This window comes from Paraburkholderia steynii (assembly GCF_900100565.1).
Taxonomy (GTDB): domain Bacteria; phylum Pseudomonadota; class Gammaproteobacteria; order Burkholderiales; family Burkholderiaceae; genus Paraburkholderia; species Paraburkholderia terrae.
The window spans coordinates 109,867-122,616 of sequence record NZ_FNDI01000025.1 but is presented as its reverse complement, the minus strand read 5'-3'; the positions used below and the strand labels follow the sequence as shown (position 1 = coordinate 122,616).

General features: G+C 64.9%; 11 protein-coding genes. 7 read left to right on the top strand and 4 right to left on the bottom strand.

Annotation, left to right across the window (positions count from 1 at the left end; translation table 11 throughout):
* Positions 1 to 111 precede the first annotated feature (111 nt).
* Entirely contained in the window at positions 112 to 876 is a 765-nt protein-coding gene (locus BLT65_RS34260; protein WP_042316084.1) for a DUF4410 domain-containing protein, read from the top strand.
* A gap of 103 nt (positions 877 to 979) precedes the next feature.
* Here the strand turns inward: BLT65_RS34260 and BLT65_RS34255 are convergent, their stop codons facing one another.
* Positions 980 to 1,996: a 1-aminocyclopropane-1-carboxylate deaminase gene (locus BLT65_RS34255; protein ID WP_042316086.1), complete on the bottom strand. Its 1,017-nt coding sequence runs from the start codon at positions 1,994 to 1,996 to the stop codon at positions 980 to 982.
* 156 nt (positions 1,997 to 2,152) lie between these two features.
* Between BLT65_RS34255 and BLT65_RS34250 the strand changes: the two genes are divergently transcribed.
* The gene (locus tag BLT65_RS34250; RefSeq protein ID WP_091786641.1) at positions 2,153 to 2,662 is read left to right on the top strand and encodes an Lrp/AsnC family transcriptional regulator; all 510 of its coding nucleotides are present in this window, start codon (positions 2,153 to 2,155) and stop codon (positions 2,660 to 2,662) included.
* A gap of 108 nt (positions 2,663 to 2,770) precedes the next feature.
* A complete protein-coding gene (locus tag BLT65_RS34245; protein ID WP_091786638.1) occupies positions 2,771 to 5,209 on the top strand; it encodes a hybrid sensor histidine kinase/response regulator in 2,439 nt (812 codons plus the stop codon).
* Between the two features lie 262 nt (positions 5,210 to 5,471).
* On the opposite strand, the gene BLT65_RS47395 is transcribed toward BLT65_RS34245, so the two are convergent.
* Positions 5,472 to 5,633 carry a hypothetical protein gene (locus BLT65_RS47395; protein WP_007731467.1) on the bottom strand — a complete coding sequence of 54 codons (162 nt, stop codon included), beginning with the start codon at positions 5,631 to 5,633 and terminating at the stop codon, positions 5,472 to 5,474.
* A gap of 512 nt (positions 5,634 to 6,145) precedes the next feature.
* Entirely contained in the window at positions 6,146 to 7,720 is a 1,575-nt protein-coding gene (locus BLT65_RS34230; protein WP_091786628.1) for an FAD-dependent oxidoreductase, read from the bottom strand.
* Between the two features lie 252 nt (positions 7,721 to 7,972).
* On the opposite strand from BLT65_RS34230, the gene BLT65_RS34225 reads away from it, so the two are divergent.
* From BLT65_RS34225 to BLT65_RS34215, 3 genes are read left to right on the top strand one after another with little or no spacing between them, the layout of a single operon-like run.
* Positions 7,973 to 9,124 carry an acyl-CoA dehydrogenase family protein gene (locus BLT65_RS34225; protein ID WP_091786625.1) on the top strand — a complete coding sequence of 384 codons (1,152 nt, stop codon included), beginning with the start codon at positions 7,973 to 7,975 and terminating at the stop codon, positions 9,122 to 9,124.
* Between the two features lie 11 nt (positions 9,125 to 9,135).
* The gene (locus tag BLT65_RS34220) at positions 9,136 to 9,735 is read left to right on the top strand and encodes a class I SAM-dependent methyltransferase (protein WP_091786622.1); all 600 of its coding nucleotides are present in this window, start codon (positions 9,136 to 9,138) and stop codon (positions 9,733 to 9,735) included.
* Positions 9,732 to 10,388 (top strand): glycosyltransferase family 2 protein, encoded by a 657-nt coding sequence (locus tag BLT65_RS34215; RefSeq protein ID WP_091786620.1) that lies wholly within the window; start codon positions 9,732 to 9,734, stop codon positions 10,386 to 10,388. Before BLT65_RS34220 ends, BLT65_RS34215 begins: the two co-directional genes overlap by 4 nt.
* Positions 10,389 to 10,406: 18 nt before the next feature.
* On the opposite strand, the gene BLT65_RS34210 is transcribed toward BLT65_RS34215, so the two are convergent.
* The gene (locus BLT65_RS34210; protein ID WP_091786617.1) at positions 10,407 to 11,042 is read right to left on the bottom strand and encodes a TetR/AcrR family transcriptional regulator; all 636 of its coding nucleotides are present in this window, start codon (positions 11,040 to 11,042) and stop codon (positions 10,407 to 10,409) included.
* Between the two features lie 85 nt (positions 11,043 to 11,127).
* Here BLT65_RS34210 and BLT65_RS34205 point away from each other — a divergent pair, with 85 nt between their 5' ends.
* Positions 11,128 to 12,249, top strand: a complete 1,122-nt coding sequence (locus BLT65_RS34205) for an MBL fold metallo-hydrolase (protein ID WP_091786614.1) — start codon at positions 11,128 to 11,130, stop codon at positions 12,247 to 12,249.
* Positions 12,250 to 12,750: the final 501 nt, after the last annotated feature.

Below are 12,750 nucleotides of genomic sequence, written 5' to 3'. Positions count from 1 at the left end.
ACAGAACAACACCGGCGATTCACGCAACCGTGACATCGCCGATGTTGCTTCGAGTGAAGCCAAAAACATCGGACGATCTGCTTAATCTTCTGACCGATGACAGGACTTCACATGTTTGCAGCTCTCAACTCCGTTCGTGGCAAGACCCTTCGCAGCGCTTCCGCTGCACTCGCATTCAGCGCGATGCTGCTGAGCGGCTGCGCGGCAGCCAGCGTCACGAACACCGCCCAATACTCGACGCTCACGCAAGCGAACCCGCAGAACGTCTATGTCTACACGTTCGCGAGCAATCCGGAATCCGTGAAGCTCGACAACAGCGGCCTTATCCATAAGTTGAGCGCGAGCTTCTCCAACTCGTCGCAAACGTCGCAGACGCAGGAAGCCGCCGCCGCCAGCGACACACTGACGGACGAAGTCGTCGCGAAACTCCAGTCGATGGGCATGCACGCGATCCGCACCGACGCGCCGCCGCCCGCCGACCAGAACGTGCTGATCGTCGAAGGCGCGGTCGGCTCGATCGACGCGGGCAACCATCGCCGTCGCACGCTGATCGGCCTGGGCGCCGGCAAGAGCGAAGTGACGGCGCACGTGCAGGTGCTGTACAAGCCGGCGGGCGGCATGCCGCAACTGGTGCAGACGTTCGACGCCGATGCGAACAGCGGCCATATGCCGGGCGTCGCGGAAACGGCGGGCGTCGGCGCGGTGGCGGGACATGTCGCGACGTCGGCGGCTGTTGGCGGCGCGCTGCATGTCGGCTCGGAGCACAAGAACGACACCGTCACGAGCGACGCGAAGAAGCTGGCCGACTCGGTGGCGAAGCAGGTTGCGCAGATCGGCGTCGCGCAAGGATGGATGTCGGGCGACCTGGTGAAATAACGCGGGAAAAACGGGGGAATCGAGGCCGCGCATCTTCGCGGCCCCGGTGCGAGGAGACGGATGGCGATGCCGGGAGGCATCGCCATTTGTTTTTGTACCGCGATCAGCCTTCGCGGAACAGGAAGCTATAGGCGTTCAGCGCGGGCACGCCGCCCAGATGCGCATACAGCACCTTCGAGCCTTCCGGAAACTCGCCGCGCCGCACCTTGTCGATCATCCCGTGCATCGACTTGCCTTCGTAGACGGGATCGGTCATCACGCCTTCGAGCCGCGCGCACAGGCGGATCGCTTCGAGCGTGCCTTCGTTCGGCAAGCCGTATTCCGGGCCGCCGTAACGCGTATCGAGCACGACGTCCTGCGCGGTGATATCGCGGCCCAGATCGACCTGTTCGGCCGTGCGCTTCGCGATGCGCGTGATCTGCTCGCGCGTCTGTTCCGGTTTCGCCGATGCGTCGATGCCGATCACACGGTCCGCGCGTCCGTCCGCCGCGAAGCCGACGATCATCCCCGCCTGCGTGCTGCCCGTCACCGAGCACACGACGATGTAGTCGAACTTGAAGCCCAGTTGCTCTTCCTGCTGCCGCACTTCCTCCGCGAAGCCGACAAAACCCAGTCCGCCGAGCGGATGATCCGAGCAGCCAGCGGGAATCGCATAGGGCTTGCCGCCTGCCGCGCGCACGCTGTCGAGCGCGTCCTCCCAGCTCTTGCGAAAGCCGATATCGAAACCGTCGGGCACCAGCCGCACGTCCGCGCCCATGATGCGTGACATCTGGATATTGCCGACGCGGTCATACACGGCGTCGGAATAGTTCACCCAGTTTTCCTGCACCAGCACGCACTTCATGCCCAGATGCGCGGCGACGGCGGCCACCTGGCGCGTCTGGTTCGACTGGATGCCGCCGATCGACACGAGCGTATCGCAGCCTTGCGCGAGCGCTTCGGGAATCAGGTATTCGAGCTTGCGCGTCTTGTTGCCGCCGAACGCGAGCCCGCTGTTGCAGTCCTCGCGCTTCGCGTACAGCTGGACCTTGCCGCCGAGATGATCGGAGAGGCGCGCAAGCGGCTGGATCGGCGTCGGCCCGAAAGTGAGGGGATAGCGGGGGAAACGTTGCAGGTTCATGGTCGAGGTCCGTTGTCTGGAAGGGCGCGAACGGTGCCGCGCTGACAGACATGATAGGAAAGACCCCGCGAAATGAGCTTGCGAAATAATTGGGTCGAAGTTACTTTAAAAACGAACTGAAACCATCAAGCCTTCATTCGTTTCTTTTGATAAGCCATGTGCGCAACAAAATTACGCAGCCAATCTGCCGAAGAGGCCACACCGCTGTCGCAACTCGACCGCATCGATCGCGCGATCCTCAAGCAGCTTCAGCAGGACGCGTCGATCTCGAACGTCGCGCTGGCGGCGAAGGTGAAGCTGAGCGCGCCCGCGTGCCTGCGGCGCGTCGAACGGCTCAAGGAAATGGGACTGATCCGCGCGACGGTCGCGCTGCTCGATCCGAAAGCGCTCGGCGCGGGGATGCTGGTGGTGATCGGCGTCGTGCTCGACCGCTCGACGCCCGAAACCTTCGCCGCGTTCGAAAAGGCCGCGCAAAAAGTGTCGGGCTGCATGGAGTGCCACGTCGTGACGGGGGAATTCGACTACTTCATGCTTGTGCGCACGCGCGACAGCGAGAGCTTCAACCGGCTGCACGCTGAGCAATTGCTATACCTGCCGGGCGTGCGGCAGATCCGCAGCTTCATGGTGCTCAAGGAAATCCTGTCGACGACGAAGTTTCCATTCTGAGGCGCTCGAAACCGCGTTAAGAGTGGCCGGCATAGGGTTTGATCGGCATGCCGACAGCCTGCCGGTGCTTATACAATGACCGCGCAGAGTGAGGCCCGATAACAGGCGATGAGCGACGACGACAAGGACATCGGCAGCGCGGCGGGCGACAACGCGATGCCGCCTGAACCGTACGCGGACGAAAGCGCCGCGGCGAGCGGCACGACCACGCGCGCCGCCAACTTCAGCAGCGGATGGCTGCGCCTGTGGGCCGAATCCACCACGGACTATTCAATCTTCGCGCTCGCGCCGGACGGCACAATCATCAGCTGGAATCGCGGCGGCGAGACGATCCAGGGCTACCAGCCCGACGAGATCCTCGGCCAGCACGTGCGCGTCATGTACACCGCTGAAGACCAGCGCGCAGGCCTGCCGGAACTCGGCCTTCAGCGTGCCCGTGAAGACGGCCGCTACGAAATGGAAGGCTGGCGCGTGCGCAAGGACGGCAGCCTGTTCTGGGCGAACGTCATCATCACGGCGCTCTACGCACCGAACGGGGACTTGCTCGGCTACGGGCGCGTCGTGCGCGACATCAGCGACAAGAAGAAGGCCACCGACGCCGCCCGCGAAAGCGACCGGCGCTTCCGGTTGCTGGTGCAGGGCGTGAACGACTACGCGATCTTCATGCTGTCGCCGGAAGGCTGCGTCACCAACTGGAATCCGGGCGCGCGGCGCATCAAGGGCTACACCGACGAGCAGATCATCGGCTCGCATTTCTCGTGCTTCTATACGCCGGAAGACGCGGCGGCGGGCGTGCCGCAGCGCGGTCTGGAAACGGCCGAGCGCGAAGGCCGCTGGGAAGCCGAAGGCTGGCGCGTGCGGCGCGATGGCAGCCGGTTCTGGGCGCATGTCGTGATTGACGCGATCCGCGACGAGAACGGCGTGCTGATCGGCTTCGCGAAGATCACGCGCGACATCACCGAGCGCCGCCAGGCGGCCGAACTACTCGACCAGACCCGCAACGCGCTGTTTCAGGCGCAGAAGATGGAAGCGCTGGGCAAGATGACGGGCGGCGTCGCGCACGACTTCAACAACGTGCTGCAAGTGCTGCGCGGCAATCTGGAGCTGCTCGGCGCACGCCACGACGATGCGTGGAGCCGGGCGCGCATCGGCCGCGCGATCGAGGCCGTCGAGCGCGGCTCGAAGCTCGCGTCGCAACTGCTCGCGTTCGGCCGCCGCCAGGCGCTGCAACCCGTCACGAGCCATCTCGGCGACGTGCTGCACGGCATGGAAGACCTGCTGCGCCGCGCGCTCGGCGAGCGCGTGCAGGTGCGGGTCCATGAATCGCGTGCGAGCGGCGAGCTATGGAACGTGCTGGTCGATACGCATCAGCTGGAAAACGTCGTGCTGAATCTCGCCATCAATTCGCGCGATGCGATGCCCGAGGGCGGCATGCTGACCTTCGGGATGTCGAACGCGATGCTGTACGCGCAAGCCGCGGTGGCCGCGCAGGTCGAGCCGGGCGAGTACGTGAAGATGACCGTTACCGATACAGGCGTGGGCATGAGCGCGGAAGTCGTCGAGAGCGCGTTCGATCCGTTCTTCACGACCAAGCCCGAAGGCGAAGGCACAGGGCTGGGCCTGAGCATGGCCTATGGCTTCGTGCTGCAAAGCGGCGGGCACATCGAACTGGCGAGCACGCCGGGCGTCGGCACGACGGTGACGATCTATCTGCCGCGCTCGACAGACCCGGCTGTCGCGCGGCCTGTCGTTCAGGCCGGGATCGAGTCCGACGAAGACCTGCGCGGAAGCGAAACCGTGCTCGTCGTCGAAGACGACAGGCGCGTGCAGCTGACCGTGGTCGACATGCTGTCGCAACTTGGCTACGGCGTACTGACGGCGAACGACGCGTCGGAGGCGCTGACCGTTTTGCGCAGCGGCGCGAAGGTCGATCTGCTGTTCAGCGATGTCGTGATGCCCGGTCCGCTGCTGAGTCCCGAGATGGCGCGTCAGGCGCAACTGATGCGGCCGTCGTTGAAGGTGTTGTTCACGTCGGGCCACACGCGCGACACGATGGGCCTCGACGCGCAACTGCGGCGCGGCGCCGATCTGCTGCAAAAGCCATATAGCCGTTCGCAGCTCGCGCGCAAGATACGCGACGTGTTCGACGACGGCACGGCGCGCGCGACGCGCGACGCGGCGCAGGCCGCCACGCCGCGCAAGCTGCACATTCTCGTCGTCGAAGACGATCGCGATGCCCGCGACGCCCTATGCGAGCTGCTCGGACTGCTCGGTCACACCTGGGACGCAGTGGCCAATGCAGAAGAGGCGCTGAAACGCCTGCAACTGCATCCGTTCGACGTGTTGCTGACCGATCTCACGCTGCCGGGCATGTCGGGCCTCGACCTTGCGCGCACGGCGATCGCCATGCACGCCGCGCAGCACGTGGTGTTCTCATCCGGTCACGATGCGCCGTTACACGACGAATCGCTGCCGTTCACATGGACGGCGTTGCGCAAGCCTTATTCATTCGATCAACTGAAGGCCGCGCTCGACGCGCAACACTGACGCGGGACAGTTCGCTCCCCGCGGTTCATTCGTTGCTTTCGCGTGGCGCTTCGGGCTTCGCGAGCCTCCTGGCAGCAGTCTGTACAGGTTGAGCGCGCCGTCGAAGGGCGTATGACGTGACCCGTCGAACGGCGAGCCGAACGGCGAGCCGAAAGGCCTTTCGAAAGGCACGTGTAAAGTCAGTTGCCCAAAAACAAACGCAGCGCCCGGCATCACACCGCGCGCTGCGTTTTTCCTTACGTCTCCGTCAGTTCGCTAGACGTTAGCGGGAGCCTTCCGCATCGTCCTCTTCTTCATCGTCCAGGTCGTCGTCGAGATCGTCATCATCGTCGAGCGTGATCCGACCCATGCCGACGCCCGCATCCTTGTCCGCATACGGTTGACGTGGGGCGTTTTCGTCCGGGGCGTAATTCTTTCTGACCATTGGCTGCTCCATGAAGAAAGTTGAACGAACCCGCAGAGCGCGCAAGCGATGCGCCTGCGCTTCACCGCGAACTTCTAATCATGCTCCCGCGCGACCCTCGCGGCCAGTGGTAAGTGACCGGATGCCGCACGCGGGGGAATGCTGCGATGCACCGTCGCGTCGATCAGGCGGTCGGCGGGATGCATTCAGATGCGGTCGAGCGGGAATGCGGGCAGGCGCGACGGAAGGGTGCAAGGCGCAGGAGCCGACCGGAAACGGGTGTGACGGCCATGCGCAATACGTGACCCCAGACGAACCACGCGTTGAGATCGCCCATCAGCTGCACGGGCATGCGCGGTGTATCGAATGCGGAAATAAGTGCGCGAATCCCCGATGTGTCGCCACCACACGGAGCGCGGAGCGGGCTCCATCCGTTTCGACGTCGAGCGCACGGGGCGCTTCGCGCGTGCCGAACGCCGTCTCCGGAAAACGCCTCGGGCAGACGGGCAGACGGCTGAGGATCGTGTTGCCGTTCACGCGGATTCGGCAATCTTCATCGCGTCGGCGAGACTCAATGAATTGCGCATCGCTTCCACGAGCATGCCCGTCTGTTTCTCGCGATTGCAACCGACAGCCGCCACCAGTTTTCCCTTCTCGCCGAGCAGCGCGATAAATTCGAACGTATCCGGCGTTCCGGTGAACTTCGTTTGATCCCAGTGTTTTGCGTGGCCGAGATACTCGAACGTCTTGCCGAAGTGATACGTCCAGAAGTACGGCACGTACGCTTCCTTCGGCGGGATGCCGAGCATCGCGTGCGCCGCAATGCGCGCATGCTGTTGCGCGACGCGCCAATGCTCGATCCGCACACGCTCGCCGCCGTGCGACGGCAACTCGAAGCGCGCGATGTCGCCCGCTGCATAGAGACCGTCAGCTGCGCGCATCGATGCATCGACGTTGATGCTTCTGTCGTCGTTGCGCTTCACGCCTCCGATGAAATCCGTCGCCGGCGTCACGCCGATACCCGCGACGATGAAGTCGCACGCTACCGCTTCGCCGTTATCGAGCGTCACGCGCAATGCGCCGTCCGCGCCGCCCGCACCGACGGAACGCGCGTGATGGCCCATGCGGATGCGCACGCCATGCGCTTCATGCAAGCGCATGAACAGCCTGCCGAGTTCGGGGCCGAACTGCTTTTCGAACGGTACGTTGCCGGGCGATACGACCGTTACGCGCAGCTTGCGCTCGCGCAGCGCCGACGCGACTTCCAGCCCGACAAAACTCGCGCCCAGCACGAGCGCGTGCTGCCCTTGCTCAGCCGCCTCGACGAGATGTCGCGCGTCGTCGCGATTGCGCAGCAGGCAGATGCGCGACTTCACGCCGGCCGCATCGCTGCCTTGCAACGACAGCCGCTTCGGTATGCCGCCCGTTGCAACGAGCGCTGCGTCGTAGTGAATCGACGGCGCGCTGCCGATATCGATGCGCCGCGCCGTCGCATCGAGCGCGGTGACCTCGGCCTGAATCACGTCGATCGAATGAGTGGCGAAGAAGTCGTCGGGCAGCAGCGGCGGAATCTCGTCGGGTGACATCTCGCCGGACGGCACGAATTTGCTCAGCACGGTGCGGTCGTACGGCGTGCGTGGCTCGCGATCGATCAGTGCGATGCGGCCCGCAAAGCCTGCTTCGCGCAGCGCCGCGCAGGCGGCCGCGCCCGCCGCGCCCGCGCCGACGATCGCAAACGTGCGCTTGTCCGCTGCCGTGGACGTGGCGGGCCTGGACGGTTCCGGTGTGCTGTCGACGAGCACATCGTCCTGTTCGACGCGCGCCGGATAGCGCGTCAACGGCAACAGCGCGGGCGGTTCGACGAGCGCGCCTGTCTCGATGTCGAAGGTTCCCTTGTGCCACGGACAGATGAGCCGTCCGTTGCATATCGCGCCCTGTTCGAGCGGCGCGCCCGCATGCGGACAGTCGGCGCTGTACGCATGCACGGCGTCGCCGCGGCGTATCAGCAGGATCGGTGTGCCGTTCACCTCGACGCGCTTCATGCCGTTGTCGGCGAGGTCGGAGAGCAGGGCGACCTTTTGCATGTTGGTGTTCGTGTTCGTGGCCATGGTTTTCCTCGTGGAGACCGGCCGCGCGGCGCATGCCGTCAGCCGCGCGCGAAGGGCGTTTATTTTCACGGGTGCAATCGGCATGCCGTCTCGCGCCTTGCGTCCATAGACGTCCGTAGACAGCTTACGTCGGAACGGCACACGTGGCTTCGCATGGGCATGCCGCTTGCGTCGTCGCTCGCAACGCATCTGTTTGATGGGCGGATGCAACGTTGGACCCAACACTCTCCCAAGCTTGCCATGGAGGTTTGCATGAACGATATCGGCCACGATCCCCTGCGGCGCGCCGCGCCCGCTGCGTGGTACATCAACAGCGGACTGCGTCTGTCTGACGAGGAACCGGGCGCCGACATCGAGCCGAAACGCTATGCGCTCGTTCCTGCCCTCGAGCGTTATCTGGCGAACGTGCGCTTCAGTGACGAGCAGGCGGCCAGCCGCGCGGCCACGCTCGATGCCCTGCGCGCGCGGGGCATGGACTGGCTGCCGCTGCCGGGCCGTGGCGAAACGGCGACGCGCTGGCGCGGCCTCGCAGCCGTTGCGGCATGCGACCTGTCGCTGGTGAAGCTCTACGAAGCGCACACCGACGCGCTCGCCATCCTCGCGGAATTGGGCCGCACCGAACTCGCGGACGACGGCAACTGGGCCGTGTGGGCCGCCGAGCCGCCGAACGCGAAGCTGATCGCGCATGCGGCGGACGGTAACGCGCTGACGCTCGAAGGCACCAAGCCCTGGTGTTCGGGTGCGCCGCATGTCACGCATGCGTTGGTCACGGCATGGCGCGGCGACGAGCCGGTGTTGGCTGCCGTCGAACTGTCGCAGCCGGCGATCGCCATCGATCCGGGCGGCTGGCAAGCCGTCGGCATGCGCGCGACGGGCACGAGCAGCGTGCGCTTCGATGGCGCGCGCGCCGTGCAGGTCGGCAACGCCGATGCGTACTTGTCGCGTCCGGGCTTCTGGCACGGCGGCGCCGGCATTGCGGCGTGCTGGTACGGCTGCGCGGCGGCGCTTGCGTCGATTCTGCGCGACAGCGTCAAGCGTCACGACGATCCGCACGCGTGCGCGCATCTGGGCGCCGCCGATGCCGAACTGTCCGCCGTGGCCGCGCTGCTGCGCGAGTCGGCCGCATGGATCGACGGGCATCCGCGCGACGATGCGCAGCAATGCGCGCTGCGCGTGCGTGTAGCCGTCGAACAGGCGGCGGAGCAGGTGATGCAGCACGTGTCGCGCGCGCTCGGCGCGGCGCCGTTCTGCACGGACCCGTGGTTCGCTCGCGCGATCGCCGATCTGCCTGTGTTTTTGCGGCAGAGCCATGCCGAGCGCGACGAATGCGCACTCGGCCGGACGCTGCTCGACGACGAACCAGGCGAGCCCTGGAACCTTGGACTTCATGCTGGACGCGACTGAGGTTCGCACGCATGTCTTTCCCAGCCGCCTATTTCGACGATCTGTACCGACAGGACGATGACCCCTGGGACTATCGCGCGAGCTGGTATGAGCGCCGCAAGCGTCTGCTGACCATCGCGGCGCTGCCGCGCGAGCGCTATCGGTCGGGCTTTGAGCCGGCGTGTTCGAACGGGGAGTTATCGGCGCTGCTCGCGCAGCGTTGCGACAGCCTGTACGCGTGCGACATCAGCGACCACGCCGTGCGACTTGCGCGCGAACGTCTCGCAGGCGTGCGCAACGTCACCGTCGAGCAGCGCGCGGTGCCGGACCAATGGCCCGACGCGAGCTTCGATCTGATCGTGATCGGCGAGTTGTGCTACTACCTGTCGCGCGAAGCGACGGCGGAACTTGCGCGGCGCGCGTGCGCGTCGTTGACGGCGGATGGCACGCTGGTCGCGTGCCACTGGCGTCATCCGTTCGAAGGCAAGCTGCAAACAGCCGACGATGTACACGCGCGCTTCGACGCGCTGCCCGCGCTGAACCGCCTCGTGCAACATGCGGAGCACGATCTGCTGCTGGACGTGTGGTCGAAGGATGGGCACTCGGTTGCGCAATACGAGGGGCTCGCATGATCGGCATCGTGATCCCCGCGCACGACGAAGAGGAACTGCTTGCCGATTGTCTGCAGGCGGCACGGATCGCGGCTGCGCATCCAGAATTGCGCGGCGAACTGGTGAGAATCGTCGTTGCGCTCGATAGCTGCACGGACGGGTCCGAGTCGATTGCGCGCTGCTTCGACACACATCCGTTGACGCTCGATGTGCGCAACGTCGGCAAGGCGCGGGCAGCGGGCGCGGCGACGCTGATTGAGCAGGGCGTGCGCTGGCTCGCGTTCACCGATGCCGACAGCCGCGTCGCGCCGGACTGGCTGGTCGCGCAACTCGCGCTCGATGCGGAAGCGGTGTGCGGCCCCGTGCTTGTCGAAGACTGGCGCGAGCACGACGAGTTGACCCGCGAAGCGTTTTATCGCGCGTACATGAATGCGGATGGGCACCGGCATATTCATGGCGCGAATCTCGGCGTGTCGGCGCGCGCGTATTGCCGCGTCGGCGGATTTCCGCCGCTCACGTGCAGCGAGGATGTCGCGCTGGTGGGGCTGCTCGTCGAGACGGGTGCGCGGATCGCGTGGAGCGCGGCGCCGCGTGTGGTGACGAGCGCGCGGATTACGTCGAAGGTGCGGGGCGGGTTCGGGGATACGCTGATGGGGTTGGCGGCGCATGAATGATGCGCGTGACGGACGAGATCAGGCTGTGCCGTTAACGCCCGTCCCGTAGCGCGCCAGAAACATATCGGCCGATGACTCGGCGACTGTCTTCTGTTCGTCCGCTGTCAGCGACGGCTGGCCCATCGTCACCTGCGGCCAGAACGCAAAGCCCTTCACGAGACCATGCAACTGCTGCGCGGCGAACGCCGGGTCCGGCGTATCGAGCCTGCCATCGGCGGCGGCTGCGCGTATCCACACAGTCAGTCCTTCCTCGCGTTCACCGATGCGCGCCACCATGTCCCGCGCGCGCTCCGGCGAATGAATGCCCGCCGCGATCGCGACGCGCGCGAGCGACATGAACGCCTCGTCGTTCAACAGCCGCAGCTTCTGCGCGAGCAATTCGATCAGTTGAGGGCGCAACGGCTGGTCCGCGCGATAGCCGGGCGCATCGCCCGCCTTGCTGGCGTCCCATAGTTGCTGGAGGATCGCTGCGAACAGCGCCTCCTTGCTGGGAAAGTGGTTGTACACGGTGCGCTTCGACACGCTCGCGCGCGCGGCGATCCGGTCCATGCTGGTCGCGTCGAAACCGGCCGCGCGAAATTCGTCGATGGCCGCTTCGATGACGGCCGCGCGCTTGCGATCGGTCAGACGGGGAAGGGTGGTGCTGTCGTCCATCTTTTAATTTTACACCGATGGGTTTACTTTTCGAGATAATAAACTACACTGTGCAGTCTACCTTCTGTCTCGAGTGACGCTTCGCATGAAATCGATCATCGGCTCTATCAGTCAGGTTTTGGGATTCACGGCGGCGCAGCGCAGCCGCGCGTTGTCGAGCACGTCGCCGCAGCACAATGGCGAGCGTTTTCGCAACGTAAAGCCGCGCCCTGTCGAAGGGTTGGGCAAGACGTTGCGAATTGTGTGGAACGTGCTGCTCAACAAGCCTCGCGGCACCGAGCCGTCCGGCGCGCTACCCGTCGATGCGCTGACGCGCGCGGATCTCGACGCCGCGCCGGACCGGAGCCTTTTCCGTCTTGGTCATTCGACGATGCTGCTCAAGCTGCGCGGTCAGTTCTGGCTGACCGATCCGGTGTTTGCGGAGCGTGCGTCGCCGTTCAAACGGATGGGGCCGAAGCGTTTTCATGCGCCGCCGATTGCGCGTGAAGCGTTGCCGCCGTTGCGCGGCGTGATTCTGTCGCACGATCACTACGATCATCTGGATCGCGAGACGGTGCTTGCGCTGGCTGAAACGACGGGCGTGTTTCTGACGCCGCTGGGGGTTGGCGACCGGCTGATCGAGTGGGGTGTCGATGCGTCGAAGGTGCGGCAGTTTGACTGGTGGCAGGGTGTCGAGATTGACGGCGTGCAGTTGACGGCGACGCCTGCGCAGCATTTCTCGGGGCGTAGTCTGTTCGATGGGAATAGCACGTTGTGGGCTTCGTGGGTGATCGTCGATGATGACCTGCGGGTGTTTTTTAGTGGTGATACCGGGTACTTCGACGGTTTCAAGGCGATTGGCGAGCGGCTCGGGCCGTTCGATGTGACCTTGATGGAGACGGGCGCGTATGACGCGCAGTGGCCTTACGTGCATATGCAACCCGACGATACCGTGCAGGCGCATGTCGATCTGCGTGGTCGCTGGCTGGTGCCGATTCATAACGGGACGTTCGATCTGGCGATGCATCGGTGGCAGGAGCCGTTTGAGCGTGTCGTTGGACTTGCCGCTGCGCGCGGGATTGCGCTTTCGACTCCCCGGATGGGCGAGAGGCTTGATCTGGAGGCGCCGCATCGTGGGGAACGGTGGTGGCGGGATGTTGTTGAGGTTGATGCTGATGCGCCTAAGGCGGCGCGGCGGGTTTTTTGTCGGGCGGCTGGCGTGGAGTGATTTTTTTTGTCTGCGACGCTGAGTGGTTTTCGTGCCTTTGCGCTGGCATCCGCGCTTTGCGTTCGTGCTTCAGGTGTTGCCGTTCGGTGTATTAGCCTTTGCGCTGGCATCCGCGATTCGTTTGCGTGCTTCACGCGTCGCCCCTGTGCGGGGCGGCACCTACTTTTCTTTGCCGCCGCAAAGAAAAGTAGGCAAAAGAAAGCGGCTAACACCGCCAGTTCTTTTGTTTGCCTGAGGGCCCCCGCAGGTTCTTACGCTTCACACGGCAATCACGTGACCCGCGTTCGTTGCCAGCGCTCTTGCGCTGCGCCTCACCCGCTTCACGCACCCGCGTTACGGCACACCGTGCCAGACAGTCCATCGCCGCCCAGGTGGCAAACTGTGTGTAGGCCGTAGTACTGCACACGTCTCACTCCGGACCGATAGCGCACGCGTTCCACCCTGTAAGAGCGCCAAGCTATACGACGCGACAACCTACACACAGTTTGCCACCTGGGCGGC

What these genes read in the sequence shown, in the direction of transcription:
- BLT65_RS34260 (WP_042316084.1), top strand. Translation starts at nt 112, where the DNA reads ATGTTTGCAGCTCTCAACTCCGTTCGTGGCAAGACCCTTCGCAGCGCT.
- BLT65_RS34255 (WP_042316086.1), bottom strand. Translation starts at nt 1,996, where the DNA reads ATGAACCTGCAACGTTTCCCCCGCTATCCCCTCACTTTCGGGCCGACG.
- BLT65_RS34250 (WP_091786641.1), top strand. Translation starts at nt 2,153, where the DNA reads ATGTGCGCAACAAAATTACGCAGCCAATCTGCCGAAGAGGCCACACCG.
- BLT65_RS34245 (WP_091786638.1), top strand. Translation starts at nt 2,771, where the DNA reads ATGAGCGACGACGACAAGGACATCGGCAGCGCGGCGGGCGACAACGCG.
- BLT65_RS47395 (WP_007731467.1), bottom strand. Translation starts at nt 5,633, where the DNA reads ATGGTCAGAAAGAATTACGCCCCGGACGAAAACGCCCCACGTCAACCG.
- BLT65_RS34230 (WP_091786628.1), bottom strand. Translation starts at nt 7,720, where the DNA reads ATGGCCACGAACACGAACACCAACATGCAAAAGGTCGCCCTGCTCTCC.
- BLT65_RS34225 (WP_091786625.1), top strand. Translation starts at nt 7,973, where the DNA reads ATGAACGATATCGGCCACGATCCCCTGCGGCGCGCCGCGCCCGCTGCG.
- BLT65_RS34220 (WP_091786622.1), top strand. Translation starts at nt 9,136, where the DNA reads ATGTCTTTCCCAGCCGCCTATTTCGACGATCTGTACCGACAGGACGAT.
- BLT65_RS34215 (WP_091786620.1), top strand. Translation starts at nt 9,732, where the DNA reads ATGATCGGCATCGTGATCCCCGCGCACGACGAAGAGGAACTGCTTGCC.
- BLT65_RS34210 (WP_091786617.1), bottom strand. Translation starts at nt 11,042, where the DNA reads ATGGACGACAGCACCACCCTTCCCCGTCTGACCGATCGCAAGCGCGCG.
- BLT65_RS34205 (WP_091786614.1), top strand. Translation starts at nt 11,128, where the DNA reads ATGAAATCGATCATCGGCTCTATCAGTCAGGTTTTGGGATTCACGGCG.